This is a genomic window from Azoarcus sp. Soil_N_20 (genome assembly GCF_057656155.1).
The window spans coordinates 728337-752778 of the sequence record NZ_JBDGKX010000001.1 but is presented as its reverse complement, the minus strand read 5'-3'; the positions used below and the strand labels follow the sequence as shown (position 1 = coordinate 752778).

General features: G+C 64.2%; 23 protein-coding genes. 10 read left to right on the top strand and 13 right to left on the bottom strand.

Annotated elements, in window-relative coordinates:
- Positions 1-648 precede the first annotated feature (648 nt).
- From AC3A35_RS03575 to AC3A35_RS03540, 8 genes are all read left to right on the top strand, one after another.
- Positions 649-1641, top strand: coding sequence for a helix-turn-helix domain-containing protein (locus AC3A35_RS03575; protein ID WP_487434517.1), 993 nt, complete (start codon positions 649-651; stop codon positions 1639-1641).
- A 224-nt stretch (positions 1642-1865) separates the two neighbouring features.
- On the top strand, positions 1866-2543 hold the full coding sequence (locus AC3A35_RS03570; protein ID WP_487434516.1) for a FadR/GntR family transcriptional regulator: 678 nt from the start codon (positions 1866-1868) through the stop codon (positions 2541-2543).
- Between the two features lie 25 nt (positions 2544-2568).
- On the top strand, positions 2569-3375 hold the full coding sequence (locus AC3A35_RS03565; protein ID WP_487434515.1) for a transporter substrate-binding domain-containing protein: 807 nt from the start codon (positions 2569-2571) through the stop codon (positions 3373-3375).
- Positions 3376-3520: 145 nt separating this feature from the next.
- On the top strand, positions 3521-4189 hold the full coding sequence (locus AC3A35_RS03560; RefSeq protein ID WP_487434514.1) for an amino acid ABC transporter permease: 669 nt from the start codon (positions 3521-3523) through the stop codon (positions 4187-4189).
- The gene (locus AC3A35_RS03555; protein ID WP_487434513.1) at positions 4189-4842 is read left to right on the top strand and encodes an amino acid ABC transporter permease; all 654 of its coding nucleotides are present in this window, start codon (positions 4189-4191) and stop codon (positions 4840-4842) included. The genes AC3A35_RS03560 and AC3A35_RS03555 overlap by 1 nt, the downstream gene beginning before the upstream one ends.
- Positions 4829-5563: an amino acid ABC transporter ATP-binding protein gene (locus tag AC3A35_RS03550; protein WP_487434512.1), complete on the top strand. Its 735-nt coding sequence runs from the start codon at positions 4829-4831 to the stop codon at positions 5561-5563. The genes AC3A35_RS03555 and AC3A35_RS03550 overlap by 14 nt, the downstream gene beginning before the upstream one ends.
- 63 nt (positions 5564-5626) lie before the next feature.
- Positions 5627-6070 carry an NfeD family protein gene (locus tag AC3A35_RS03545; protein ID WP_487434511.1) on the top strand — a complete coding sequence of 148 codons (444 nt, stop codon included), beginning with the start codon at positions 5627-5629 and terminating at the stop codon, positions 6068-6070.
- 71 nt (positions 6071-6141) lie between these two features.
- Positions 6142-7005, top strand: a complete 864-nt coding sequence (locus tag AC3A35_RS03540; RefSeq protein ID WP_487434510.1) for an SPFH domain-containing protein — start codon at positions 6142-6144, stop codon at positions 7003-7005.
- An 85-nt stretch (positions 7006-7090) separates the two neighbouring features.
- On the opposite strand, the gene AC3A35_RS03535 is transcribed toward AC3A35_RS03540, so the two are convergent.
- A complete protein-coding gene (locus AC3A35_RS03535) occupies positions 7091-9115 on the bottom strand; it encodes a methyl-accepting chemotaxis protein (RefSeq protein ID WP_487434509.1) in 2025 nt (674 codons plus the stop codon).
- Positions 9116-9451: 336 nt separating this feature from the next.
- Here AC3A35_RS03535 and xpt point away from each other — a divergent pair, with 336 nt between their 5' ends.
- Positions 9452-10060 carry a xanthine phosphoribosyltransferase gene (gene xpt / locus AC3A35_RS03530; RefSeq protein ID WP_487434508.1) on the top strand — a complete coding sequence of 203 codons (609 nt, stop codon included), beginning with the start codon at positions 9452-9454 and terminating at the stop codon, positions 10058-10060.
- Between the two features lie 116 nt (positions 10061-10176).
- Positions 10177-11037, top strand: a complete 861-nt coding sequence (locus tag AC3A35_RS03525; protein WP_487434507.1) for an HDOD domain-containing protein — start codon at positions 10177-10179, stop codon at positions 11035-11037.
- On the opposite strand, the gene AC3A35_RS03520 is transcribed toward AC3A35_RS03525, so the two are convergent.
- The 12 genes from AC3A35_RS03520 to nuoE form a co-directional block, all read right to left on the bottom strand.
- Positions 11038-11952, bottom strand: a complete 915-nt coding sequence (locus AC3A35_RS03520; protein WP_487434719.1) for an alpha/beta hydrolase — start codon at positions 11950-11952, stop codon at positions 11038-11040.
- A 44-nt stretch (positions 11953-11996) separates the two neighbouring features.
- The gene (locus AC3A35_RS03515) at positions 11997-12554 is read right to left on the bottom strand and encodes an NUDIX domain-containing protein (RefSeq protein WP_487434506.1); all 558 of its coding nucleotides are present in this window, start codon (positions 12552-12554) and stop codon (positions 11997-11999) included.
- Positions 12555-12649: 95 nt separating this feature from the next.
- Complete coding sequence (gene nuoN, locus AC3A35_RS03510) at positions 12650-14119, bottom strand: NADH-quinone oxidoreductase subunit NuoN (RefSeq protein ID WP_487434505.1); 1470 nt, start codon at positions 14117-14119, stop codon at positions 12650-12652.
- A gap of 37 nt (positions 14120-14156) precedes the next feature.
- Positions 14157-15638: an NADH-quinone oxidoreductase subunit M gene (locus AC3A35_RS03505; protein ID WP_487434504.1), complete on the bottom strand. Its 1482-nt coding sequence runs from the start codon at positions 15636-15638 to the stop codon at positions 14157-14159.
- 75 nt (positions 15639-15713) lie between these two features.
- On the bottom strand, positions 15714-17738 hold the full coding sequence (gene nuoL / locus AC3A35_RS03500) for an NADH-quinone oxidoreductase subunit L (RefSeq protein WP_487434503.1): 2025 nt from the start codon (positions 17736-17738) through the stop codon (positions 15714-15716).
- Between the two features lie 12 nt (positions 17739-17750).
- Positions 17751-18056: an NADH-quinone oxidoreductase subunit NuoK gene (gene nuoK, locus AC3A35_RS03495; protein WP_487434502.1), complete on the bottom strand. Its 306-nt coding sequence runs from the start codon at positions 18054-18056 to the stop codon at positions 17751-17753.
- A gap of 55 nt (positions 18057-18111) precedes the next feature.
- The gene (locus AC3A35_RS03490; protein WP_487434501.1) at positions 18112-18714 is read right to left on the bottom strand and encodes an NADH-quinone oxidoreductase subunit J; all 603 of its coding nucleotides are present in this window, start codon (positions 18712-18714) and stop codon (positions 18112-18114) included.
- Positions 18715-18746: 32 nt separating this feature from the next.
- A complete protein-coding gene (nuoI, locus tag AC3A35_RS03485; RefSeq protein ID WP_487434500.1) occupies positions 18747-19232 on the bottom strand; it encodes an NADH-quinone oxidoreductase subunit NuoI in 486 nt (161 codons plus the stop codon).
- A gap of 13 nt (positions 19233-19245) precedes the next feature.
- Positions 19246-20295, bottom strand: coding sequence for an NADH-quinone oxidoreductase subunit NuoH (gene nuoH / locus AC3A35_RS03480; RefSeq protein ID WP_487434499.1), 1050 nt, complete (start codon positions 20293-20295; stop codon positions 19246-19248).
- Complete coding sequence (gene nuoG / locus AC3A35_RS03475; protein WP_487434498.1) at positions 20295-22628, bottom strand: NADH-quinone oxidoreductase subunit NuoG; 2334 nt, start codon at positions 22626-22628, stop codon at positions 20295-20297. Before nuoG ends, nuoH begins: the two co-directional genes overlap by 1 nt.
- The gene (nuoF, locus tag AC3A35_RS03470) at positions 22622-23941 is read right to left on the bottom strand and encodes an NADH-quinone oxidoreductase subunit NuoF (protein ID WP_487434497.1); all 1320 of its coding nucleotides are present in this window, start codon (positions 23939-23941) and stop codon (positions 22622-22624) included. The genes nuoG and nuoF overlap by 7 nt, the downstream gene beginning before the upstream one ends.
- Positions 23938-24417 (bottom strand): NADH-quinone oxidoreductase subunit NuoE, encoded by a 480-nt coding sequence (nuoE, locus tag AC3A35_RS03465; protein WP_487434718.1) that lies wholly within the window; start codon positions 24415-24417, stop codon positions 23938-23940. The genes nuoF and nuoE overlap by 4 nt, the downstream gene beginning before the upstream one ends.
- Positions 24418-24442 lie beyond the last annotated feature (25 nt).

Here is a 24442-nt window from a genome sequence, read left to right as displayed (position 1 = left end):
CTCCTTGTAACCCGGGTATGCCAGGGGCCTTCACGCGGCCCTGACCCGTCCCGGGGTTTCCCGTGTATTGCCCGTCAGGCACCAAGCCTGGCGAACGCTCATCTCGCCGCCGCCGGAATTGATCCAGATCAAATCGACGGGGTGAGCGGATTCTGGGACGAAGCCCGGCGGGAGCGGTATCCCAGATCGGCAACCCGCGATCGTGGGCAAACCGCGTCAAGGACACCACCAAAGTGATACTGCGGCGCACCATTGCGGCGCATGACGACGACGGCCGGAGGGCATCGAAAAAAATCTTGGCGCCGATCGGGATTTGGTATTACGCTGAAAAAAAAGGGGTAACCCAAAACTACAAACAACCGACATCCGATCGGGAGACAGACGGAAAATGAAGACTCATGCGCGCATTGCCGCAGGCTGCGGCAATGCTGCTGCGGGCGAAATCGCACCGCCTGCATCCGACCCGGCCGCCCCCATGCCGCCGGGTCTGCTTCGACCCGAAGCCCGGGAACGCCCGGACAGCCGTCCGACCCCGACCTTGCAGTCCCGGCCCGGTCACCCGATACGGCGGCTGGCGGGGTGCGTTACGCGCTGGCACGTACGCTGCTTCGGTAGCGGAAATCCCTTCCGGACCGGAGTCCCGCAGCCATGAGCACCTTCACCTCCACGGGCGACGACCAGGCCTTCAGCGCGCACTGGCGCACAACGCACGATGCGGACGATCACGCATCCTGCCTGCAGCACTGGAAGCAGCGTTACGATCAGCTCACCGCCGGTCTCTTTTCCGGCAATTTTGAGGAGTTCTGGTTCGACAACCTGCAGGTGTTCCGCGAGCGGACCAACCAGTCGATCCACGAGGCCGGCCAGTCGTGGGAGGGGTCGCGCACCTTCGGCGTACCAGTTGAGGTCGACGGCAAGGGCTGGTACTGCGGCCAGGTCTTCGACCGCAACTCCATCATCACCCTCAAGGGCGGCGAGGAGCTCGACTTCCGTACCCCCAAAGTGCAGGAAATCCTGGCCGTCACCGCCGATGCGCACGCGCTCAACGACTACGCCCTGCAGGTCGAGCACCGCGACATCGAGGCCGAGCTCGACGGCAAGCGCGTGCTGCCCTCGTCGCCAGAGCAGGCCGCCGCCCTGCGCGACTTTCTCGGCACGGTGCTGGCCAGCCTGCGCGCCACCCCCGAAATGCTGCGCCACGCGGCCATGCGCAAGGCGCTGGAGCAGGCGATCTATGGCAGCCTGATCGCCTCGATCAGCGCGGATCACGAGTACCGCCCCGCCCCGTCCGGCCAGGCGCGCCAGCTCGTAGTCGAGCGCGCACGCGAGTACATGAACGCCCATATCGAAGAGCCGATCACGGTGGCCGATCTGTGCGCCGAGCTGCGGGTATCGCGCCGCACACTGCAGTACAGCTTCCAGGACGTGCTCAACCTCAACCCGGTGAGCTTTCTCCGCGCGTTGCGCCTCAATGGCGTGCGCCGTGCGCTCAAGCAGACCCAGCCGGGCACCGGCTCGGTCGCCGACATCGCGGCGCGCTGGGGCTTCTGGCACCTGTCGCACTTCGCCTCCGACTACAAGTCGATGTTCGGCGAACTGCCGTCCGAGACCCTGCGCAACACCGGCCCTCGGGCCAATTGAAGCTCATCGGGGGTCGGCTACGATGCCCCATGCCGGTTCATGTGCCGCCGCATTCGCCCCACGATGGGGCGCACCGACCGGCGCGCGCCGCGTGTGCCGAGCCCCCGTCCCGCCATTTCCCTGTGTTCTAGCCCAAATCGGCAAACCGACATTGATGGCACGACTCCTGCTAACGGTGGACTGACTGGTCTGACCAGTCAGATCGCGGCCATCAGGAAGCACATATGCCCAGTATTGCCAACATTGCTGCCCAAGCCCTTCAGCGCCGGATAATCGACGGCGAGTTCGTGCTCGGCGCGGCGCTGCCCTCGCAGCGCGAGCTGTCGGCTCAGTTGTCGATCAGTCGCGCCTCGCTGCGCGAGGCAATCTCGACTCTGGAAGCGCTTGGCCTCGTGCGTGCGCAACCGGGCAAGGGGGTGTTCGTGACAGCCGGAAGCAAGCCCGACCTCGACCAGCTTCCGCGCGGGACGGCGATGATGACGCCGCAGGCCCTGATCGAATTGCGAGCCGTGCTCGAACCGGCATGGACCGGCCTTGCCGCGCTGCGCATCGACGCCACCGGTCTGGCCCGACTCGAAACCGTCCAGCGCGGGATGGAGGATGCAATCAAGCTGTGCGACCTGGTCATGGCCGCCGACTGGGACCTGCAGTTCCACCTCGCCCTCGCCGAACTCTCCGGCAACCCGGGGCTGATCGAGATCTCGCGCCAGTTCCGCGAGCAGATCGGCCACAGCCTGCGCCTGCCCTTCTCCAATCGGGCAGAAATCTGGGCGCCGGCCGACGAGCACCGCCGGATCATCGCCGCCATTGCCGCACGTGACGCCGCGCGCGCCAGTGCGCTGATGCGCGAACACCTTGCGGCCGCCGCGACCCGCGTCGGCCTCGTTTTCCCTCCCCTCTGACCCACCGCAACCAGGAGCTCTCCCGATGCAATCCACCCGTCGCCCCTTCCTTCGCAGCCTCTTTGCCGTCGTCGCCGGCGTCGCCGTTGCCGGCGCGCTCGGCACCACCGATGCGCACGCCGACGTGCTCGCCAACATCCAGAAGGCCGGCACCCTGCGCGTCGCCGTGCCGCAGGACTTTCCGCCCTTCGGCAGCGTCGGCACCGACCTCAAGCCGCGCGGCTACGATATCGACATGGCCAACCTGATCGGCAAGGAACTCGGGGTCAAGGTCGAACTGATCCCGGTGACCAGCACCAACCGCATTCCCTATCTGACCACCGGCAAGGCCGACCTGGTGATCTCCAGCCTGGGCAAGAACCCGGATCGCGAGAAGGTGATCGACTTCTCCGACGCCTACGCGCCCTTCTTCAACGGCGTGTTCGGGCCGGAAGACGTGGCCGTGTCGAAGGTCGAGGAGCTCGACGGCAAGACCGTGGGCGTGACCCGCGGCTCGGTGGAAGACCTGGAGCTGACCAAGATCGCCTCGCCCAAGGTCACGATCAAGCGCTTCGAGGACAACAACGCCACCATCTCGGCCTACCTCACCGGCCAGGTCCAGTTCGTCGCCACCGGCAACGTGGTCGCGGCCGCGGTCAACGACATGACCAAGCTGCGCCGCCTCGGGGCCAAGTTCCTGATCAAGAACTCGCCGTGCTATGTCGCCACCGCGAAGGGCGAGAGCGCGCTGATGGCAAAGGTGAACGCGATCATCGCCAAGGCCAAGACCGACGGTGCGCTCAACGAGATCGCCCAGCGCTGGCTGAACGCGCCGCTGCCGAAGGATCTGTAAGCGCGCGGCACGCCACTGCAAATGCCGGCACCGGCGCCGGGAGCGGGCGTGAAGCGCCGCCCCGGCTGCCCGCCAGAACCGGCACGGCCTGGCGCCGCCCCAACGGCTGCGCCCCCCGACTGACCCGCGACAAACGGAATCCGCGATGGCCTACCAATTCGAATTCGCCCCGGTGTTCGAGCATGTCGACCTGCTGCTGGCGGGCGCCGGCTTCACCCTGGCACTCACTGCCGTCGGCGCCGTGCTCGGCATCGGTCTCGGCATCGTCGGCGCGATCTGCCGCGCCTGGAAGCTCAGCCCCTTCGACCGTCTGTTCGGGGTCTATGTGGAGGTGATTCGCAACACGCCCTTCCTGGTCCAGCTGTTCTTCATCTTCTTCGGCCTGCCTTCGCTCGGCATCAAGATGACCGAGTGGCACGCCGCCGTGCTGGCGATGGTGATCAACCTCGGTGCCTACTCCACCGAAATCATCCGCGCCGGCATCCAGGCCACTCCGCGCGGCCAGATCGAGGCGGCGCAGTCGCTCGCGCTGAGCCGGCCGCAGATTTTCCGCCACGTGGTGCTGCGCCCGGCGCTGGCCAAGGTGTGGCCGGCGCTCACCAGCCAGGTGATCATCGTCATGCTCGGCTCGGCGGTGTGCTCGCAGATCGCCACCGAGGAGCTGACCTTTGCCGCCAACTTCATCCAGTCGCGCAACTTCCGCGCCTTCGAAACCTATTTCGTCACCACCGCGATGTACTTCCTGATGGCACTGCTGATCCGCCAGCTGCTGATCCAGATCGGCCAGCGCTTCGTGACCGGGAGGGCCCGCTGATGTTCGTCCAGTTCTCCACCTGGGACATCGTCCGCAACCTGCTCGAGGGCGGCAAATGGACGCTGCTGCTGTCGCTGATCGCCTTCGCCCTCGGCGGCGCCGTCGGTCTTGCGATCCTGTTCGCCCGCATCGCCAGGAACCGGCTGCTGCAGGCCTTCGCCAAGGGCTATATCGAGGTCTTCCAGGGCACGCCGTTGCTGATGCAGCTCTTCATCGTGTTCTTCGGCTTGTCGCTGGCCGGGGTCGACGTGTCGCCGTGGCTCGCCGCCGCACTCGGCCTGACCCTGTTTACCAGCGCCTACCTCGCCGAGATCTGGCGCGGCTGCGTCGAGTCGGTTCCCAAGGGGCAGTGGGAGGCCTCGTCCAGCCTGGCCCTGTCCTACCTGCAGCAGATGCGCCACGTCATCCTGCCGCAGGCCTTGCGCATCGCCATCGCGCCCACCGTCGGCTTCTCGGTGCAGGTGGTCAAGGGCACCGCGGTGACCTCGATCATCGGCTTCGCCGAACTGACCAAGACCGGCTCGATGCTGGCCAACGCGACCTTCGCCCCCTTCCTGGTGTTCGGCCTGGTCGCGGCGGGCTACTTCGCCCTGTGTTATCCCCTGTCGCTTTACGCGAAAAGCCTGGAGAGGAAATTCCATGTCGCTCGTTAGCATCGCCGGTCTGCACAAGCACTTCGGCACCAATCATGTATTGAAGGGCATCGATCTGGAGGTCGCCCAGGGCGACGTGGTGGCGCTGATCGGCCGCAGCGGTTCGGGCAAGAGCACGCTGTTGCGCACGATCAACGGGCTCGAGACCATCGACAAGGGCGAGCTGGTGGTCGACGGCACCGCGCTGCACGACGGCAAGGGCGACCTGCGCGCGCTGCGCCAGAAGGTCGGCATGGTGTTCCAGCAGTTCAACCTGTTCCCCCATCTGAGCGCAGGGCAGAACGTGATGCTGGCGCCCACCGTGGTCAAGGGCACGCCGAAGAAGGAGGCCGAGGACATCGCCAAGGAGATGCTGCTCAAGGTCGGCCTCGCCGACAAGTTCGACAGTTTCCCCGACCAGCTCTCCGGCGGCCAGCAGCAGCGGGTGGCGATCGCCCGCGCGCTGGCGATGCAGCCCAAAGTCATGCTGTGCGACGAGATCACCTCGGCGCTCGACCCGGAACTGGTCAGCGAGGTGCTGGCGGTAGTGCGCCAGCTTGCCACCGAAGGCATGACCCTGATCATGGTCACCCACGAGATGCGCTTTGCGCGCGACGTCGGCAACAAGCTGATCTTCATGCATCATGGACGCATCCACGAGAGCGGCGACCCCAGGACCGTGTTTGCCGCCCCGCAGACCCCGGAGCTGGCCAACTTCGTCGGCGCGGTACAGACCGCGTAGGATCCGCCACCTGTCACCGAAATTCCCGTCGGCTGCGGTTACAATGCGCCGACGGAGGATTCCATGACTATCGAATGGTGGCACTGGACGATCGGCGGCATCGCGCTAGTCCTGCTCGAGCTGGCGGTACCGGCGTTCTACGTGATCTGGTTCGGCTTCGGCGCGCTGCTGCTGAGCGTGGTCCTGTTGGCCGCACCCTCGCTTTCGCTGTCGACCCAGATCCTGCTGTGGATGGCGGCCTCGACCGGGATGACGGTGCTGTGGTTCCGGGTGTTCAAGCGCTCGGCGCACAAGACTTTGATCGGCACCGCCGATGGCGACGTGATCGGCGAAGCCGGGCTGCTGGTCCACGCGGTGGCGCCGTTCCAGCACGGCAAGGTGCGCTTCCAGCGCCCGATCCTGGGCGCGGAGGAATGGCCATGCATGGCCGATACCGAGATCGCCGTTGGCGAGCGGGTCCGGGTCGTGTCCATCGAAGGCAGTTTCGTCAAGGTGACGAAGGCCTGATTCGTCTGCCGCTGCATTCACACGCTTTCGTTTCGCCTCCCCAGAACGATTCATAACCGGAGAAACACCCGATGAGCGCAGGCCTGGCCGTAGCAATTGCAATACTCCTCTTTGTCGTCGTCACCATCGCCAAGGGCGTGCGCCTGGTCCCCCAGGGCGAGGAATGGATCGTCGAACGCCTGGGCAAGTACCACGGCACCCTGCGCCCCGGTCTCAACATCCTGATCCCCTACCTCGACAACGTCGCCTACAAGCTGGTGACCAAGGACATCATCCTCGACGTCCAGGAGCAGGAGGTGATCACCCGCGACAACGCGGTGATCGTCACCAACGCCATCGCCTTCATCAAGGTCACCGATCCGGTCAAGGCGGTGTACGGCATCACCGACTTCTCCGAGGCGATCCGCAACCTGATCATGACCACGCTGCGTTCGATCGTCGGCGAGATGGAGCTCGACGAGGCGCTGTCCTCGCGCGACCGGATCAAGACCCGGCTGCGCGAGAGCATCGCCGACGAGGCGGTGGACTGGGGCCTGACGGTGAAGTCGGTGGAGATCCAGGACATCAAGCCGTCGCTGTCCATGCAGGGCGCGATGGAGTTGCAGGCCGCGGCCGAGCGCGAGCGCAAGGCCGCCGTAACCAAGGCCGAAGGCGCCAAGCAGGCCGCCATTCTGGAGGCCGAGGCGCGGCTCGAATCGGCCAGGCGCGACGCCGATGCACAGGTGATGCTGGCCGAAGCGTCGGCCGAGTCGATCCGCCGGGTGAGCGCCTCGATCGGCGAACAGACCACGCCGATGCTCTACCTGCTCGGCGAGAAATACATCGCGGCGATGGAAAAGCTGGGCGAGTCGGCCAATGCCAAGGTGGTGGTGCTGCCGGCCGATCTGCAGGAAACCCTGCGCGGGTTGGTGGGCAAGGTCGGCATGCGCGGCTGAGGAAGCCGCGCCGGGGGCAATGCGAGGCCGGCGCCCCGCTGTCCCCCGAATTTTCCGGAATGGCAGGCGGCGCACCGCCGACTCGTCAGACCTGGAAGCGCTCCACCCGGTGTTCGAGCTCGGCGGCGAGCGACTGCAGGGTGGACGCGGTCCGTGCGGTATCCCGCACCGCTGCGCTGTTCTCCTCGGTCATCTGCGCGATCCGTTCGACATTGCGCGCGATCTCGGCACTGGCACTGCTCTGCTCGCGCAGCGCGAGCGAGATGTCGCTGACCGCCCGCAGAACTTCGCGCGAACCGCTGTTGATCTCGTCCATCGACTTGCCCGCCCGGGTGGTCAGTGCGGCACCGTCGCGCACGCGGGCGACACCGTCCTGCATCGAATCGACCGCACGCTCGGTACCCTGCCGGATCGAGCTCGCCATGTCGGTGATCTCCTCGGTGGCACCCGCGGTCCGCTCTGCCAGCTTGCGCACCTCGTCCGCCACCACGGCGAAGCCGCGACCGCTTTCGCCCGCACGTGCAGCCTCGATCGCCGCATTCAGCGCCAGCAGATTGGTCTGATTGGCGATCTGCCTGATGACGTCGACCATCGAATTGATATGTCGCGCCTTGTCCCCGAGCTCGCCGACCGCCGCGGCCGACGAATTGACCGCTTCCGCGATCCGTTCCATCTCGACCACAGTCTGCTGCATGACCTTGCCGCCTTCACTGGACAGACGATCAGACTTCTCCGCGAGCTCCTGCGCTGTGGTCGCATGGCGGGAAATCTCGTCGATTCCGACCGTCATCTCCTCGACCGCAGCGGCCATCCCGGCCGCGGCTTCGCTCTGCGTGCCGGACCCCTCGGCCACCTGATGGGCCGCCGCAGAGACGTCGGCCGAAGCACGGCCGACGTGCTCGGCACCCTTCTGGATCTGCGCGATCAACTCGGCGACCTCGTGCGCCATTCCGTTGAAGCGGTCGGCCACGCGCTTCAGTTCGTCGCGCGCGGAAAACGCCACCCGCGCACGATAATTGCCGCTGGCGAACTGCTCGGCACCACGGCTCAATTCGCGGACCGAACGCACGATGGAGAAGTAGATGCCACCGAAGAGATAGGCCGCGATCATCAGCGCGACTGTAGACAGGAGTACGTTGCGCGCCATGTTGTGCTCCAGCGCCTCGATCCGGGCATCGAGCAGGCGCCGTGCCGAAGTGCGCAGCGAGTCGCGGGAGTGCTTGAGCACGACATCGATGGCGGAGGTTCCGATCTCGAAGAACGCGGCCGGCTCGATTGCAAAGCCCTGCTCCAGCACCTCCTTGCGCGCGGTATCGCGGAGCCGCCCCACGCTGGCCTCGATCTCGGTCAATGCCGTGCCGAGCGGGCCACGCAGCGTATCGTTGTCGCGCATCGCGCGTCCGAGCCGATCCTTGAGCTGGGCCTCGGTCATGGCCAACTCCGCCAGTTGCGCGACGATCGCGTGTTCGTCGGCGGTGGACAGCGTGGCGCGGGCGATGATGCCGGTTGCCCGGCCCCGCAGCCGGCCCAGCCGCTCGGTGAGGTCCGGAATCGAACGCAGCATCGGTTCGATCAGGTTGTAGCTTGCGCTTTCGGGATCGAGGGCGAGATTGGAGACATCGCCGATGTCGCCGATCCAGCTCAGCGTGGCTTCGATCGCCCGGGTGTGGGCGCGGAAGTTGTCTGCGGCAGGCATCTTGAGACCATCGGCGGCCAGCGTGAGGAGGGCCTGGCGGATCTCACCCCAGGGCTTGCGCAGCGGCGCCCAGTCCGCAGTGCTTTCGAGTTCGGCATCAACCGCGCTCATTGCATCGCGGAGCGCGGCCGCGCGCTCTGCGACGCGCGACCGCAGATCCTCGCTCCCGCCCAGCAGTCCGGACGACAACCCGCGGTGCTGCTGACTCAGGACCAGCACCGCAAAGCCCTTGTCGAGCAGGCCCAGGCCTGCGACCTCGCGCTCCGCGAACGTGATGTCCTTGGTCAGGCCGACATAGATCTGCGCCATGAGTGCTGCCGAACCGAGCACGCACACCAGGCCGATGAACGCAAACTTCCACGGATAGTGAAATCGATCCAGCAGGGCCATGACCGGACGAAACAGGGTATCCACAGCTTGACTCCATCAAATTAACAGGCTGCACGCGCGCGCCCAGCGGACGCATTATTCGCAGATCATGGCGCAACAATAGCAGCCCCGAGCCGCCGGTCATATGCCAAATGAAGCGGAGAAAAACCGCGGTGTTCCCGACTTGGGCCCCGGACCGCCGGACCGGCAGGCCGGCGAACAGACTGTGCCCGCCCGCACCCACGGGATCCGGCGCGGCGACGCACCGGACACGGACCCCCGGGTCGCCGGGCGCGCAGACCAAAAAGCGGTGCCATCGGGCAGCTGAGCTAGAATGCGCCGTCCAGCCCTCGCCGGGGCACCCGATGGCAAGCCCGGAACATGACGACCTACGCCGAACTCAACGCCCCTTATGACCCGCTGGTACGAAGGATCGAAGCTGAAGCGACGATCATCGGTGACCAGATCCTGAAGATCGATCACTTTCTCAATCATCGCATCGAACCCGCGTTCATCACCGAACTGGGGCGCGAACTCGCACGCCGCCTGTCCGCTTACCAGCCGTCGATCATCCTGACCGCCGAGGCCAGCGGGATCGCCCCCGGCCTGGTCGTGGCGCAGGCGCTCAGCATCCCGCTGGTCTATGCGAAAAAATACGCCCCGGAGGTCGAATCGCCCTTCATCTCGCGCGTGATCCCCTCACCCACCAAGGGCGGCGAAACCAAACTGGTGCTGTCGCAACGCTACATCCCGCCGGGCGCCCATATCGTCATCATCGACGACTTTCTGTCCAATGGCCGCACTGCCGTGGCTCTGGTGGAGATGGCGCGCGAGGCCGGCGCCGAAGTGCTGGGTGCCGGCTTCGTGGTGGAGAAGCGCTTCAAGCTCGGACACCAGGCCATGGAAGCATTGCAGGTACCGGTCGCCACGCTGGCTCAGGTCGAACGACTCGAGAACGGCAAGGCGATTCTGCGTCAGCCTTCGGCCTGAGCGCGGTTCTGGCGGCGCGGACAAACCGCCCGTGAGCATCGAATTTCGTGCCGACCCTCGCTCAGCCAAGTCGGGCAGGCTAAACTGCAGCCATCTATTCCGGGACGGGTAACGAGATGCATGACTTTGACGCGCAGACCCAGGCATTTTCAGAGCAGATCGAGTCCGAACTCGAAGATGGACGACTGAACTTCCCGACCTCGCTCGACGTATCGCTCCGGATCAAGCGGCTGGCCGACGACCCCGACTCCTCGCTCGACGAAATCGCAGCCGTGGTGCGGGCAGAACCCGTGCTCAGTGCCAAGGTCGTGCGCATGGCCAACGCCGTGCTGCTCAACCCCTATGGGGCGCAGATCGCGGACGTGAACTCGGCGGTCAAACGCATCGGTCTGGCGGCACTGCGTTGCCTGGCTTTTGCGGTGGCGGCGGAACAGCTCGCTCAGGAGCATCGCTCCAAGACCATGCGGCTCATCGCCTCCGGCCTGTGGATGCATTCGGTCGATGTCGCGTCGTGGTCCTACGCCCTGGCGCGCAAGTTGCGCACGGTGAATCCGGACACCGCGATGCTCGCCGGCATGATGGTCGATATCGGTCAGTTCTTCCTCCTTGCAAGGTCCTCGGCCTATCCGGCGCTGGAGGAGAACCTGGAACGCTTCTCCGAGTTCGTGGCGGTCTGGAACGAGCCGGTGGGCAGGACGATACTCGAAGTGTTCGAACTTCCGGAGGACATCCTCGATGCATACGAATACGAGAATCCCTACGGTGGATCCTGGCCGCCTGCCAGCTTGGGCGATCTCATTTTCATTGCCTCCCTCGCCGCGGAAACGCCCAACCCCTTCGATTCCGTACTCGGCATGAAACGTCGCCCCGAGCTGTTCGAAGCCTGCATATCGACCATCGGCAAGGACAAGCTCGACGCCTTGCTCGAGGACGCCCGCGCGGGCAAACAGGAAATGCTGGCCGCGGTGTGCGCCTGATCAGCGCTCGCCGGTCAGCTGCCGGCGCAGCACATCGGCCGCGTGGGCGACCGCGCGGTTCGCTTCCGGAAAGAATTTACCCAGCGTGAAGAAGCCATGGACCATGCCCTCGACATGGTACTGCTCGACCTCGCCACCCTCGCGCCGCACCCGTTCCGCGAACGCAATGCAGTCGTCGACGAGCGGGTCGCACTCGGCGGTGACCAGCAGCATCGGCGCCAGCCCTGCGAGCGATGCTGCGCGCAATGGCGACGCCCGCCAGTCCTCGGTATTGCACGTCGGCAGATAGCGGCTGAAGAACCATTCGAGCGTTTCCCGATCGAGGAAATAGCCGTCGGCGTAGCGTTCGCGGGAAGGCCGCGCGCTGATGATCTCGGTACTCGGATAGACCAGCATCAGCATGCGCGGCTGCATGCCCCCCGCATCGCGCAGCGCAAGCGCGGTGACGATCGCCAGATTGCCGCCCGCGCTGTCGCCGCCGAGTGCCACCCGGGCCGGATCGATACCGAGCACCCCGGCCTCATCCACCGCCCAGTCCACCGCCAGCCGTGCATCGTTGATCGCCGCAGGAAACGGATGCTCGGGCGCCAGCCGGTAATCGACCGACAGCACGGCACACCCGCTCCGGTTTGCCAGTTCACGGCACACCACGTCGTAGCTTTCGACGTCGCCCACGCACCAGCCTCCGCCGTGGAAATAGACCAGCAGTGGCAGTACCGTGTCGGGATGGGCCTGCAGCGGTCGATAGAAGCGCGCGAGCAGCACGCTGCCATCACCACGCCCCATCGGCACTTCGGTCACCGAGGCGACCGCGGGCGCCTCCGGCCGGAAGGCATAGTGCAGTTTCTGAAAGGAATGCCGGGCCTGGGCCGGCGTCAGTTCGTGAAAGCGGGGGGCGCCGACACGGTAGACCATGTCGAGCAGGGATTGGGCCTGGGGGCTGACTGGCACGGCAAGACTCAGGGCAACAACGGCAAGGCGAGGAATAGCGCCGTGATCGTCTTGCCGTCGGTGATCCGGCCATCGCGGATCGCCGCGACCGCCTCGTCGGCGGAAAACGACAGGATTTCGAGGAATTCGCCGTCGTCGAGCTGATGGCCGACTTCGGTAAGCCCGGAGGCGAGAAAGATTTCGATGCGCTCGTCCGAGTAGCCGATGCAGGGATGCATTACGCCGACATGGTGCCAGCTCGATGCGGCGTAACCCGTCTCCTCGCGCAATTCGCGCTGCGCACAGTCGAGGATGTCCTCATCGGGATCGATCTTGCCCGCGGGCAGCTCAAGAAAGCTCCGACCGAGTGGATAGCGGAACTGACGCTCGAAAACAAGCCGGCCATCGGGCCGCACCGCGACCACGACCACCGCACCCGGGTGGCGGACATATTCCCGAACCGACTCCTTGCCGTCGGGCAGACGCACCCGGTCACGAACGACCTTCAGCAACCCGCCGTCGAACACCCGCTCGGAATCGATGCAGAACTCGGTCAGCGGATCCTGAGCGTGGGCGTCGGCGCTCATGTCGAAGCCACCTTATCCGTGCGCCCACCCTGCCGTGGCAGACGGGGGACGAATGCGGGGATCGTCATGCCGCTGCGCATGTCCCGCCCGCAAGTTCAGAGCGACGCAAGCAGTGCATACGCACACAGCGACATCAGGGCCTGGGGAGCGATCCCCAATGCCGCGATCGCAAGCCCGTTTGCCGACAGCATGACGCGCAGCTCGGCCGGCGCATGAATCGGTGCGGTGTCGAGCGGCTCGTCGAAGTACATCACCTTGACCACGCGCAGGTAGTAGTACGCGCCGATCACCGACATCACTACCGCGACTGCGGCAAGCCAGAAGTAACCCGCGGCCACGACCGCCTGCAGCACCGACAACTTGGCAAAGAAGCCGATGAAGAACGGAATGCCTGCCATCGAGAACATCACGAACATCATCACCGCGGCGAACCACGGACTGCGCTTGTTCAGCCCTTTGAAGTCGTCGATGCGCTCGGCCTCGAATCCGGCCCGCGACAGCAGGATGATCATGCCGAACGAAGCCAGGCTCATGATCACGTAGGCGACGGCGTAGAACATCGCCGAACTGTATGCATTCAGGGCAAAGTGCCGGTCGCCCTCGACCACCCCGGCAAGCAGTCCGAGGAGCATGAAACCCATGTGCGAGATGCCGGAATAGGCCAGCATGCGCTTGATGTTGCTCTGCGAGATCGCCGCCAGATTGCCGAGGATGATCGACGACACCGCCACGAACATCAGCATCGTCTGCCAGTGATCGGCAATGTCGAACAGCCCCCAGATCAGCAGGCGCACCGCCATCGCGAACGCCGCCAGCTTCGGCGCCGTGGCAAGGATCAGCGTGACCGCCGTCGTGGCCCCCTGATACACGTCCGGCACCCACATGTGGAAGGGCACCACGCCAAGCTTGAACGAGATGCCGGCGACCAGGAAGACAAGACCGAACATCAGCACCGACTTGTTCGCCGCCTGGTTGTATACCGACTGCGCCACGCCGGAAAACTCGAGCGTGCCGGTCGCCCCATAGACCATCGACATCCCGTACAGCAGCAGACCCGATGCGAGCGCGCCGAGGACGAAATACTTCATGCCTGCTTCGGTGGAGCGCGCCGAGTCGCGATCGAAGGCAACCAGCGCATACAGCGCGAGCGACATCATCTCGAGGCCGATATACAGCGTCAGCATGTGATTGGAGGTGATCATCACCATCATGCCCAGCGTCATCAGCATCGCGAGCAGGTAGTACTCGGGCTTGTCCAGATTTCGGTCGGCGAGGTAGCTACGTCCGTACAGCAGTGCAATCGCCATCGAGAAGTAGATCAGCAACTTCAGGAAATCCCCCATCAGGTCGCTGATGAACATGTTGCTGAAGGTGTAGCTCACCTGCCCGTCCATCGTCGCGATCGTGATGAAGGCCGCCGCGATCAGCGTGAACTGGGTGAGGTAGTAGCCGAGTCCGCGAGCGATGCGACGTGCGAAGGTCGTCGTCAGCATGGTCACGAGCGCCATCACGGCGACGAAAATCTCGGCCGCTGCGGGGTAGAAGTCGGGGACAACAAAGTTCATCTTCTGACCAGTCCGGTTAAGTGTCTCGCCCGCTCGCTCAGAGCTTGCTCACGGCAACATGCCGCAGGAGTTCGTTCACCGATGCATGCATCACTTCGGTAAAGGGGAAGGGATACAGGCCCATCGCCAGCACACACAGGGCCAGAATGCCGAGGAAGGCAAACTCGCGACCGTTGATGTCTTCGAGCTCGGCGACATGCTTGTTTGCCACCGCGCCGAACACCACCCGCTTGTACATCCACAGCGTATAGGCTGCACCGAGGATCAGCGTGGTCGCGGCCAGGAAGGCCACCCAGAAGTTGTACTGGACCGCCCCCAGAATCACCATGAACTCGCCGACGAAACCGCTGGTGGCCGGCAGACCGGCGTTCGCCATCGCAAACAGCATGAAGAAGGCGGCGAACTTCGGCATGGTATGCACCACGCCGCCGTAATCGGCGATCTGGCGCGAATGCATGCGGTCGTAGAGCACCCCGATGCAAAGGAACATCGCGGCCGAGACGAAACCGTGGGAGATCATCTGCACCAGCGCGCCCTCGATGCCGAGCGAGTTGAACATGAAGAAGCCCAGAGTGACGAAGCCCATGTGCGAGATCGACGAATAGGCCACCAGTTTCTTCATGTCGGCCTGGGCCAGCGCGACGAACCCGATGTACACCACCGCGATCAGCGACAGCGCGATCACCAGCGGCGCCAGTTGTTGCGCGGCGTCCGGCACGATCGGCAAGGAGAAGCGCAGGAAACCGTAGGCCCCGAGCTTGAGCGCGATCGCCGCCAGCACCACCGACCCGCCGGTGGGCGCCTCGACGTGGGCATCGGGCAGCCAGGTGTGGACCGGCCACATCGGCACCTTGACCCCGAAGGCGATCAGGAAAGCGAAGAAGATCAGGACTTGTGCATCGATGCCGAGCGACACCTGGTGCCAGTCGAGGATGCTGAAGCTGCCGCCCGACTCCATGAACAGGTAGAGCAGCGCGATCAGCATCAACAGCGAGCCGGTCAGCGTAAACAGGAAGAACTTGATCGCGGCATGGACGCGGCTCGGTCCGCCCCAGATGCCGATGACGAGGTAGAGCGGAATCAGCGAAGCTTCGAAGAAGACGTAGAACAGCACGCCGTCGAGGGCGGAGAAGATGCCGTTCATCAGGCCCGACATGATCAGGAAGGAGGCCATGTACTGGGCGACCTTGTCCTCGATCACCTGCCAGCCGGCCACCACCACGATGATGGTGACGAAGGCGTTCAGCAGCACGAACAGCACCGAGATCCCGTCGACCCCGAGGTGGTAGTTGATGTTGAAGCGCTGCACCCAGGGCGCGAGCTCGACGAATTGCATCGCACTGCTGCCGACGTCGAAGCCGGTGTAGAGCGGAATGGTCACGACGAAGCCGACTACCGCCACCAGCAGCGCCAGGGCGCGTGCCAACGGGGCGTTACGGTCGGAGCCGGTGGCGAGCACCAGCAGCCCGCCAATAATTGGCACCCAGACCGCCAGACTGAGGAGGGGAATGTCCGTCATCGTTGCTTTCCGTTCTGTGCGCCGCACGCGGCGCGTTCGCTCTTGTTGTTTGGTCCCTGCGTACTGCGTTCCTGCTTATCCACGGTTGATCCAGAAGGTCAGCAAAACGAACACGCCAATGATCATGGTGAAGGCGTACTGGTACAGGTGTCCGGTCTGGAACAGACTCGAAATCCGTGAAACCCAGCCCACCAGCTTTGCAGTGCCATTGACGGCCACGCCGTCGATCAGGCCCTGATCGCCCCCCTTCCACAAGCCCTTGCCGAGCAGGCGCGAGCCACCGGCAAACACGATTTCGTTGAAACGGTCGAAGTAATACTTGTTGTCGAGCAGGGTGTGCAAGGGCTGGAAAGTACGCTGGATCGCCGCGGGGATCCCGGGATTGACCAGATAGAAATACCAGGCCAGCGCAACCCCGCTGATCGCGAGCCAGAACGGCGCGGTCTGCAGGCCATGGATGGCCATCGCCACCGGGCCGTGGAAGCCGTCCGCGAGTTCCTTCAGGCCGACATGGTTGTCGCCGACGAAGATCACGCCCTTGAAGAACTCGCCGAACAGCATCGGCTCGATCGTGAAGAAGCCGATCAGCACCGAGGGGATCGCCAGCAGCACCAGCGGCAGGGTCACCACCAGCGGCGACTCATGGGGTTTCTGCCCCGGGGCCAGGCCGTGATGATGATCCGCCGAGGGCTCCTCGTCATCCAGATCGCCGTGATGATCATGATGATCATGATTGGCATGGCCGAAGCGCTCCTTGCCGTGGAACACCAGGAAATACATGCGGAACGAGTAGAACGCGGTCACGAACACGCCGAGCATCACGCAGAACAACGCATAACCGGCGCCCGGGATGGTCGAGGCATGCACCGCCTCGATGATCGAGTCCTTGGAGTAGAAGCCCGCAAAGAAGGGAAAGCCGATCAGCGCCAGCGAGCCGAGCAGCGAGGTGAACCAGGTGATCGGCATGTACTTCCACAGGCCGCCCATGTTGCGCATGTCCTGATCGTGGTGCATGCCGATGATCACCGAACCGGCACCGAGGAACAGCAGGGCCTTGAAGAAGGCATGGGTCATCAGGTGGAACACCGCGCCCGAATAGGCCGAAACGCCGAGCGCCACGGTCATGTAGCCGAGCTGCGACAGGGTCGAGTACGCGACCACGCGCTTGATGTCGTTCTGGATGATGCCGAGGAAACCCATGAACAGTGCGGTGGTGGCACCGATCACAACGACGAAGGACAGCGCCACGTCCGACAGTTCGAACAGCGGCGACATGCGCGCGACCATGAAGATGCCGGCCGTCACCATGGTGGCGGCGTGGATCAGCGCGGAGATCGGGGTCGGGCCTTCCATCGAATCGGGCAGCCATACGTGCAGCGGCACCTGGGCCGACTTGCCCATCGCGCCGATGAACAGACAGATGCAGATCGCAGTCAGCAGCGGCCAGCCGGTCACCGCCATGTCCATCGCGGCCAGTTCGCCAGCCTTGGCGAACACTTCCTGATAGTTGAGGCTGCCTGTGTAGGCCACGATCAGACCGATGCCGAGGAGAAAACCGAAGTCGCCCACCCGGTTGACCAGGAAGGCCTTGAGGTTGGCATAGATCGCGGTCGGCCGTTCGTACCAGAAGCCGATCAGCAGATAGGACACCAGGCCCACCGCCTCCCAGCCGAAGAACAGCTGCAGGAAGTTGTTCGACATCACCAGCATCAGCATCGAGAACGTAAACAACGAGATGTAGCTGAAGAAGCGCTGGTAGCCGGGATCCTCCGACATGTAACCGATGGTGTAGATATGCACCATCAGCGACACGAAGGTGACCACCAGCATCATCATCACGGTCAGCGCATCGATCTGGAAACCGACCTCGAAATCGATCCCTCCGGCCTGCATCCAGGTGTAGAGCGTGCCGTTGAAGGTGTTCCCCGCCTGCACATCCTGGAAAATCACCACCGACGCGGCAAACGCGATCGCCACCCCGAGGATGGTGACGATATGTGCTCCGGCACGCCCGATCAGCTTGCCGAACAGGCCGGCCAGGATCGCACCGGCCAGCGGTGCGAGCGGCACCAGGAGGTAGAGTTTCTGCATGTCCGTCATCGTGACGCTTCCTTAACCCTTGAGGCTGTCCAGATCATCCACGTGGATCGTGCGCAGGTTGCGGAACAGTGCAACCAGGATCGCCAGACCGATTGCCGATTCGGCAGCCGCCACGGTGAGGATGAAGAAAACGAAAACCTGACCAGCGATGTCGCCCATGTAGTGCGAGAACGCGATGAAGTTCATGTTGACCGCGAGCAGCATCAGCTCGATGGCCATGAGCAGGACGATGAGGTTCTTCCGGTTGAGGAAGATCCCGACCACACTGATCGCGAACAGGATCGCGCCCAGGATGAGGTAATGGGAAAGCGAAAGCATCTGTGACTCCCTGATCACGCCGGCCACAACCGGCGTGGTTCTTGTTCGCGCCTGTTTATTCCTTCTCGGCCTGCATCTTCACCAGCTCGACGCGACCTTCGCGCTTCACCGCAACCTGCAGGGCGGGATCGATGTACTTGGTGCCCTTGCGCTTTCTCAGCGTCAGCGACACCGCCGCCACCATCGCCACCAGCAGTACCAGCGAGGCCAGTTCGAACGGATAGACGTAGTCGGTATAGAGCACGCGCCCCAGTTCGCGGGTATTGCTGTATCCGGCTTGGGGCTCGGGCGGCATCGGCATCGCGTCGAGGCCGAAATACTGACCGCCCAGCACCATCGCCATTTCGATCACCAGCAGTACGCCGATCAGCGCTCCCACCGGGAGATAGCTCCAGAACCCCTGCCGCACCCGCTCCATGTTGATGTCGAGCATCATCACCACGAACAGGAACAGGACCATCACGGCGCCGACATACACCATCACCAGCGTGATCGCCAGAAACTCGGCGTGCAGCAGCAGCCACACCCCGGCAGCGTTGAAAAAGGCGAGCACCAGATACAGCGCGGCCTGCACCGGATTACGGGCGGTAATCACCTTCAGTGCCGCGAACACCAGGATCGTGGCCAGAAAGTAGAAGACGAAAGTCTTGAATTCCATATTTCGTTCATGGTGCCCGCAGGCACCCTCCGTTATCGGTACTTCGCGTCCTGCTCGCGGTCGGCCGCGATCTGGGCCTCGTTGCGATCTCCCACCGCCAGCAACATCTGCTTGGTGTAGTACAGATCCCCACGCTGCTCACCGTGGTACTCCAGCACCCTGGTTTCGACGATCGCATCCACCGGACAGGCTTCCTCGCAGAAGCCGCAAAAAATGCACTTGGTCAGATCGATGTCGTAGCGCGTCGTGCGGCGCGACCCGTCTTCGCGCTGATCGGACTCGATCGTGATCGCCAACGCGGGACAGATCGCCTCGCACAGCTTGCACGCGATGCAACGCTCCTCGCCGTTCGGATAGCGGCGCAGTGCATGCAGCCCGCGGAAGCGCCCGCTCTGAGGCGTTTTTTCTTCCGGGAACTGAACCGTGATCTTGCGCTGGAAGAAATGCCGCCCGGTCAGGGCCATGCCCTTCACCAGTTCCTTGAGGAACAGACTTCCGATGTAATCTCTGGCACCCATGGTCTTCAGTACCTCACTTCCAGATCGACAGCGGGGACATCATCCACACCGCAACGACGACCACCCAGACAAGGGTGACCGGAATGAACACTTTCCAGCCCAGACGCATGATGTGGTCGTAGCGGAAACGGGGGAACGTGGCCCGCGCCCACAGGAACAGGAACAGGATGAAGGCGGTCTTCAGCGCCAGCCAGGGGAAGCCGTCGGGCAGGAAGCCGACCGGCGACAGCCAGCCGCCGAGGAACAGGACCGAGGTCAGGATAGAGACCAGGATCATGTTGGCGTATTCGGCGAGGAAGAACAGCGCGAACGCCATGCCGGAGTATTCCACCATGTGTCCCGCAACCACTTCGGCCTCGCCTTCGACGACGTCGAACGGCGCGCGATTGGTTTCGGCAATGCCCGAGATCACATACACCACGAACATCGGAAAGAGCGGAATCCAGTTCCACGACAGGAAAGACAGCCCCATGTCATGGAAGCGGCCGCTCCCCTGGGTGGTGACGATGTCGGTCAGGTTGAGGCTGGCCGAGATCATCAGCACGCAGATCAGCGCGAAGCCCATCGACACCTCGTACGACACCATCTGTGCCGCGGCGCGCATCGCACCGAGGAAGGGGTACTTGGAGTTCGACGCCCAGCCGGCGACGATCACGCCATAGACCTCCATCGAGGTGATGGCGAGCAGGAACAGCAAGCCGGCGTTGACGTTGGCCAGCACCAGGCCATCGTCGAACGGAACCACCGCCCATGCCGCCAGCGACGGCGCGATGGCGAGGATCGGACCGAGAATGAAGAGGCCCTTGCTGGCGCCGCTGGGGACGATGATTTCCTTGAGCAGCAGCTTGACCCCGTCGGCGATCGGCTGCAGCAGGCCCAGCGGACCGACCCGGTTGGGGCCGATACGCACCTGCATGTAGCCGATGACCTTGCGCTCGGCAAGCGTCAGGTAGGCAACGCAGATCATCAGCGGGGCGATGATTGCGACGATCTTGGCCAGGGTCCACACCGCCGGCCAGATCGGGCCGAACAGGTCGGCAACCGGTTGCAGCATCGCTTCCATCAGATACGCTCCACGCTCAGTTCACCGCACATCGGACCAAGCGCAACAGTCGAAACATGCGCTGCCGCAATCCGGACACAGCCCGTCGCCACCGCATCGTCTGCCACGGCCGTGAGTTCGACCTGCCCGCTTCCGCCGACACGGACCCGGTCTCCCGAGTTCAGTCCCAACGCGGCGAGGGTGGCGGTCGCCATACCGGCGACCGGCGCGGCCGCGTCGCGGGTCTTCTGCAGGGAAGGCGCGCGACGCACCAGGGCATCGGCAAAATAGATCGGGACGTCCGCAACCCGTTGCAGCCCGCCGCCGTCCTCGGCTGCCGCAGGCTCCAGCGCGCCGACCGCATTGCCGAGACGGGCTGCGATGTCGGTGCCGAGCACCTCGGCGCGCACCGCCTCCGAGTCCGCCTGGGAGAAACCGTCGAGGTCGAGCAGGTTGCCCAGTACGCGCAGCACCTTCCAGCCGGGACGGGTATCGCCCAGCGGACGTGCCACGGCATTGAAGCTCTGCGCAGTCCCCTCGCAATTCACGAACGTGCCCGAGGTCTCCGAGAACGGCGCGATCGGCAGCATGATGTCGGCGGTGTCGCGCAGGGAAGGCGCATCGAAAGCCGACAGGGCGACCACCAGTTGCGCGCTCGCCAGGGCGTTGACCGCGAGCGCACCATCGGCAAAGTCCAGTGCGGGCTCTGCACCCAGGACGACATAAGCCTTGCGCGGAGTTTCCAGCATGGCGTGCGCATTGAGACCACCGGACAGCGGCACCGCATTGGCGAGGTAGCCTCCCACGCTGTTGGCGGCCTCGCCGATGAAACCGGCGACCCCGCCGCACAGCAGGCCAATTTCCTGCGCCAGCACCTGCAACTCTGCCGCGCGGGCATGCTGCACGGCCAGATTGCCGAGCCACACCGCCACCTTGCGACCGCTCGCGAGACTCCGCGCGATGTTCCGGGCAGCGTCCGACGCGGTCGCTGGCAAGTTGCCTGCAAGCGATTCGGTCACCGCCGCACCTTTTTCGGCCGCAAGCGCCACCACGATCTCGCCCAGCATGGCAACCATCGCCGACGGTGCGACCAAGGCGCGCTCGCGCACCGGAATCAGCCATTCTTCGCCATTCGGGCCGACCGCGCTGACCTGCAATCCGCGCTTGGCGGCCTGGCGGATGCGTTGCGCAAGCAGCGGTGCATCCTTGCGCAGGAAGCTGCCGACCACCAGCAAGCGGTCCAGGTCGGCAACACCGGCCACCGCCATGCCCAGCCATGGCGCACCGGCACGAACACTGTCGGCACGGAAGTCGGTCTGACGCAGACGGAAATCGACGTTGTCGGAGCCCAGCCCGCGGACCAGCTTCTGCAGCAGATGGAGTTCTTCGAGCGTGGAGTGTGGCGAGGCCAACGCACCGATGGACGACGCGCCGTAATCCCGGGCAATACCCTTCAGGCCGGTCGCCACGAATTCGAGCGCCACCTGCCAGTCCACCGCCTTCCACTCGCCGCCCTGCTTGATCATCGGCCGGGTCAGGCGTTGCTCGCTGGACAGCGCTTCATAGGAGAAACGGTCCTTGTCCGACAGCCAGCATTCGTTCAAGGCTTCGTTCTCGTGCGGCAGCACGCGCTTGACCAGGTCATGCTTGGTCTGCACGATCAGATTGGCGCCGAGCGCATCGTGCGGGCTGATCGACATGCGGCGCGACAGCTCCCAGGTGCGGGCCGCGAAGCGGAACGGCTTGGAAGTCAGCGCGCCGACCGGGCACAGGTCGATGATGTTGCCGGAGAGTTCGGAATCCACCGTCTTCTCGACGAAGGTCATGATCTCGGCGTGCTCGCCGCGGAAAGCCTGGCCGAGTTCCATCTCGCCGGCGATCTCGGTGGTGAAGCGCACGCAGCGGGTGCAATTGATGCACCGGGTCATGTCGGTGGCCACCAGTGCGCCGAGGTTCTTGTTGAACACGACGCGCTTTTCTTCCTGGTAGCGCGACTTGCTGTCGCCGTAGCCGACTGCCAGATCCTGTAACTGGCACTCGCCGCCCTGATCGCAGATCGGGCAGTCGAGCGGGTGGTTGATGAGCAGGAACTCCATCACCCCCTTCTGTGCCTTCACCGCCTGCTCCGACTGCGTCCATACCTTCATGCCGTTGGTGACCGGCGTGGCACAGGCCGGCAAAGGCTTGGGCGCCTTCTCGACCTGGACCAGGCACATCCGGCAGCTGGCGGCGATGGACAGCTTCTTGTGGTAGCAGAAATGAGGGATATAGGCGCCGGCCACGGCAGCCGCATCCATCACGGTGCTGCCATCCGGTACCTGTATCTGCTTGCCGTCGAGTTCGAGCTCTAGCATGAGGGGCTCACGTAGATTTGGCTGCCTGCGTACTGCACTTCCGGCGGCACCAGGCATTTCTTGTTTTCGATGTGATACGCGAATTCGTCGCCGAAGTGCTTGATGAAGCTTTGCACCGGCATCGAGGCCGCGTCGCCGAGCGCACAGATGGTGCGCCCCATGATGTTGCCGGTCACCGAGTTGAGCAGGTCGAGGTCGTCCGGACGACCGAGCCCGTTCTCGATCCGGTGCACCACCCGGTACAGCCAGCCGGTGCCCTCGCGGCACGGCGTGCATTGGCCGCAGGACTCTTCGAAGTAGAAGTAGGACAGGCGCTCGAGCGCCTTGACCATGCACGTGGTCTCGTCCATGACGATCACCGCGCCGGAGCCGAGCATCGAGCCCGCCTTGGAGATGGAGTCATAGTCCATCGTGCAGTCCATCATCACGTCGCCCGGCACCACCGGCGAGGACGATCCGCCCGGGATCACGCCCTTGATCTTGCGCCCGCCACGCATGCCGCCCGCCATCTCGAGCAGCTCGGAGAACGGCGTACCGAGGTTGATCTCGTAGTTGCCCGGCCGGTTCACATGACCGGAAATCGAGAACAGCTTGGTGCCGCCGTTGTTCGGCTTGCCCAGGTTCAGGAAGCCCTCGCCGCCCATGTTCATGATGAACGGGACCGAGGCGAAGGTTTCGGTGTTGTTGATCGTGGTCGGCTTGCCATACAGGCCGTAGCTCGCCGGGAACGGCGGCTTGAAGCGCGGCTGGCCCTTCTTGCCTTCGATCGACTCGAGCAGCGCGGTCTCCTCACCACAGATGTAGGCGCCGTAGCCGTGATGCGCGAACAGCTCGAAGGAGAAATCCGAACCGAGGATGTTCTGTCCGAGCAGGCCGGCGGCGCGGGCTTCGTCCAGCGCTTGTTCGAACCGGTCGTAGATCTCGAAGATCTCGCCGTGGATATAGTTGTACCCGCGTGTGCAACCCATCGCGTAGGCCGCAATCGTCATTCCTTCGATCACGGTATGCGGGTTGTAGCGCAGGATGTCGCGGTCCTTGAACGTACCCGGCTCGCCCTCGTCGGAGTTGCACGCGAGGTACTTGTCGCCCGGGAAGGAGCGCGGCATGAAGCTCCACTTCAAGCCGGTCGGGAAGCCCGCCCCCCCGCGACCGCGCAACACCGAAACCTTGAGCTCGGCGATGATGGTCTCGGGCGGGGTTTTCTCCGCGATGATCTTGCGCAGCGCGGCGTATCCGCCGCGGGCGATATAGTCCTGGAGCCCCCAGGTGCGGTCGCCATCGACTCCGGCGAGGATCAGTCCGTGCGCGCTCATTTGTCTTCCAGCCCGGCCAGCAGTTGGTCGATCTTGTCGGTGGTCATCCAGCTGCACATCGTGTGGTTGTTGTGCAGCAACACCGGGGCATCACCACAAGCCCCCATGCATTCACCCTCTTTCAGGGTGAACTTGCCGTCGGCCGTGGTCTCGTTGAAATCGATGCCCAGTTTCTGCTTCAGGTAGTCCGCCGCATGCACCCCGCCCGACAGCGCACAGGGCAGGTTGGTACACACCGTGATCTTGTGACGGCCGACCGGCTGCAGGTCGTACATGTTGTAGAAGCTCGCCACCTCGAACGCGGCGATGGCCGGCATGTCGAGATAGTCGGCGACAAAGGCGATGACGTCCTTCGGCAACCAGCCCTTTTCGACCTGGGCGATGCGCAGCGCGGCCATGACGGCAGACTGCTTCTGGTCGGACGGATATTTTGCGATCTCGCGATCGATCTGTTGCAGCGATTCCTGGCTCAGCATGTCGTGCTCGTCTTCCGGATAGCCT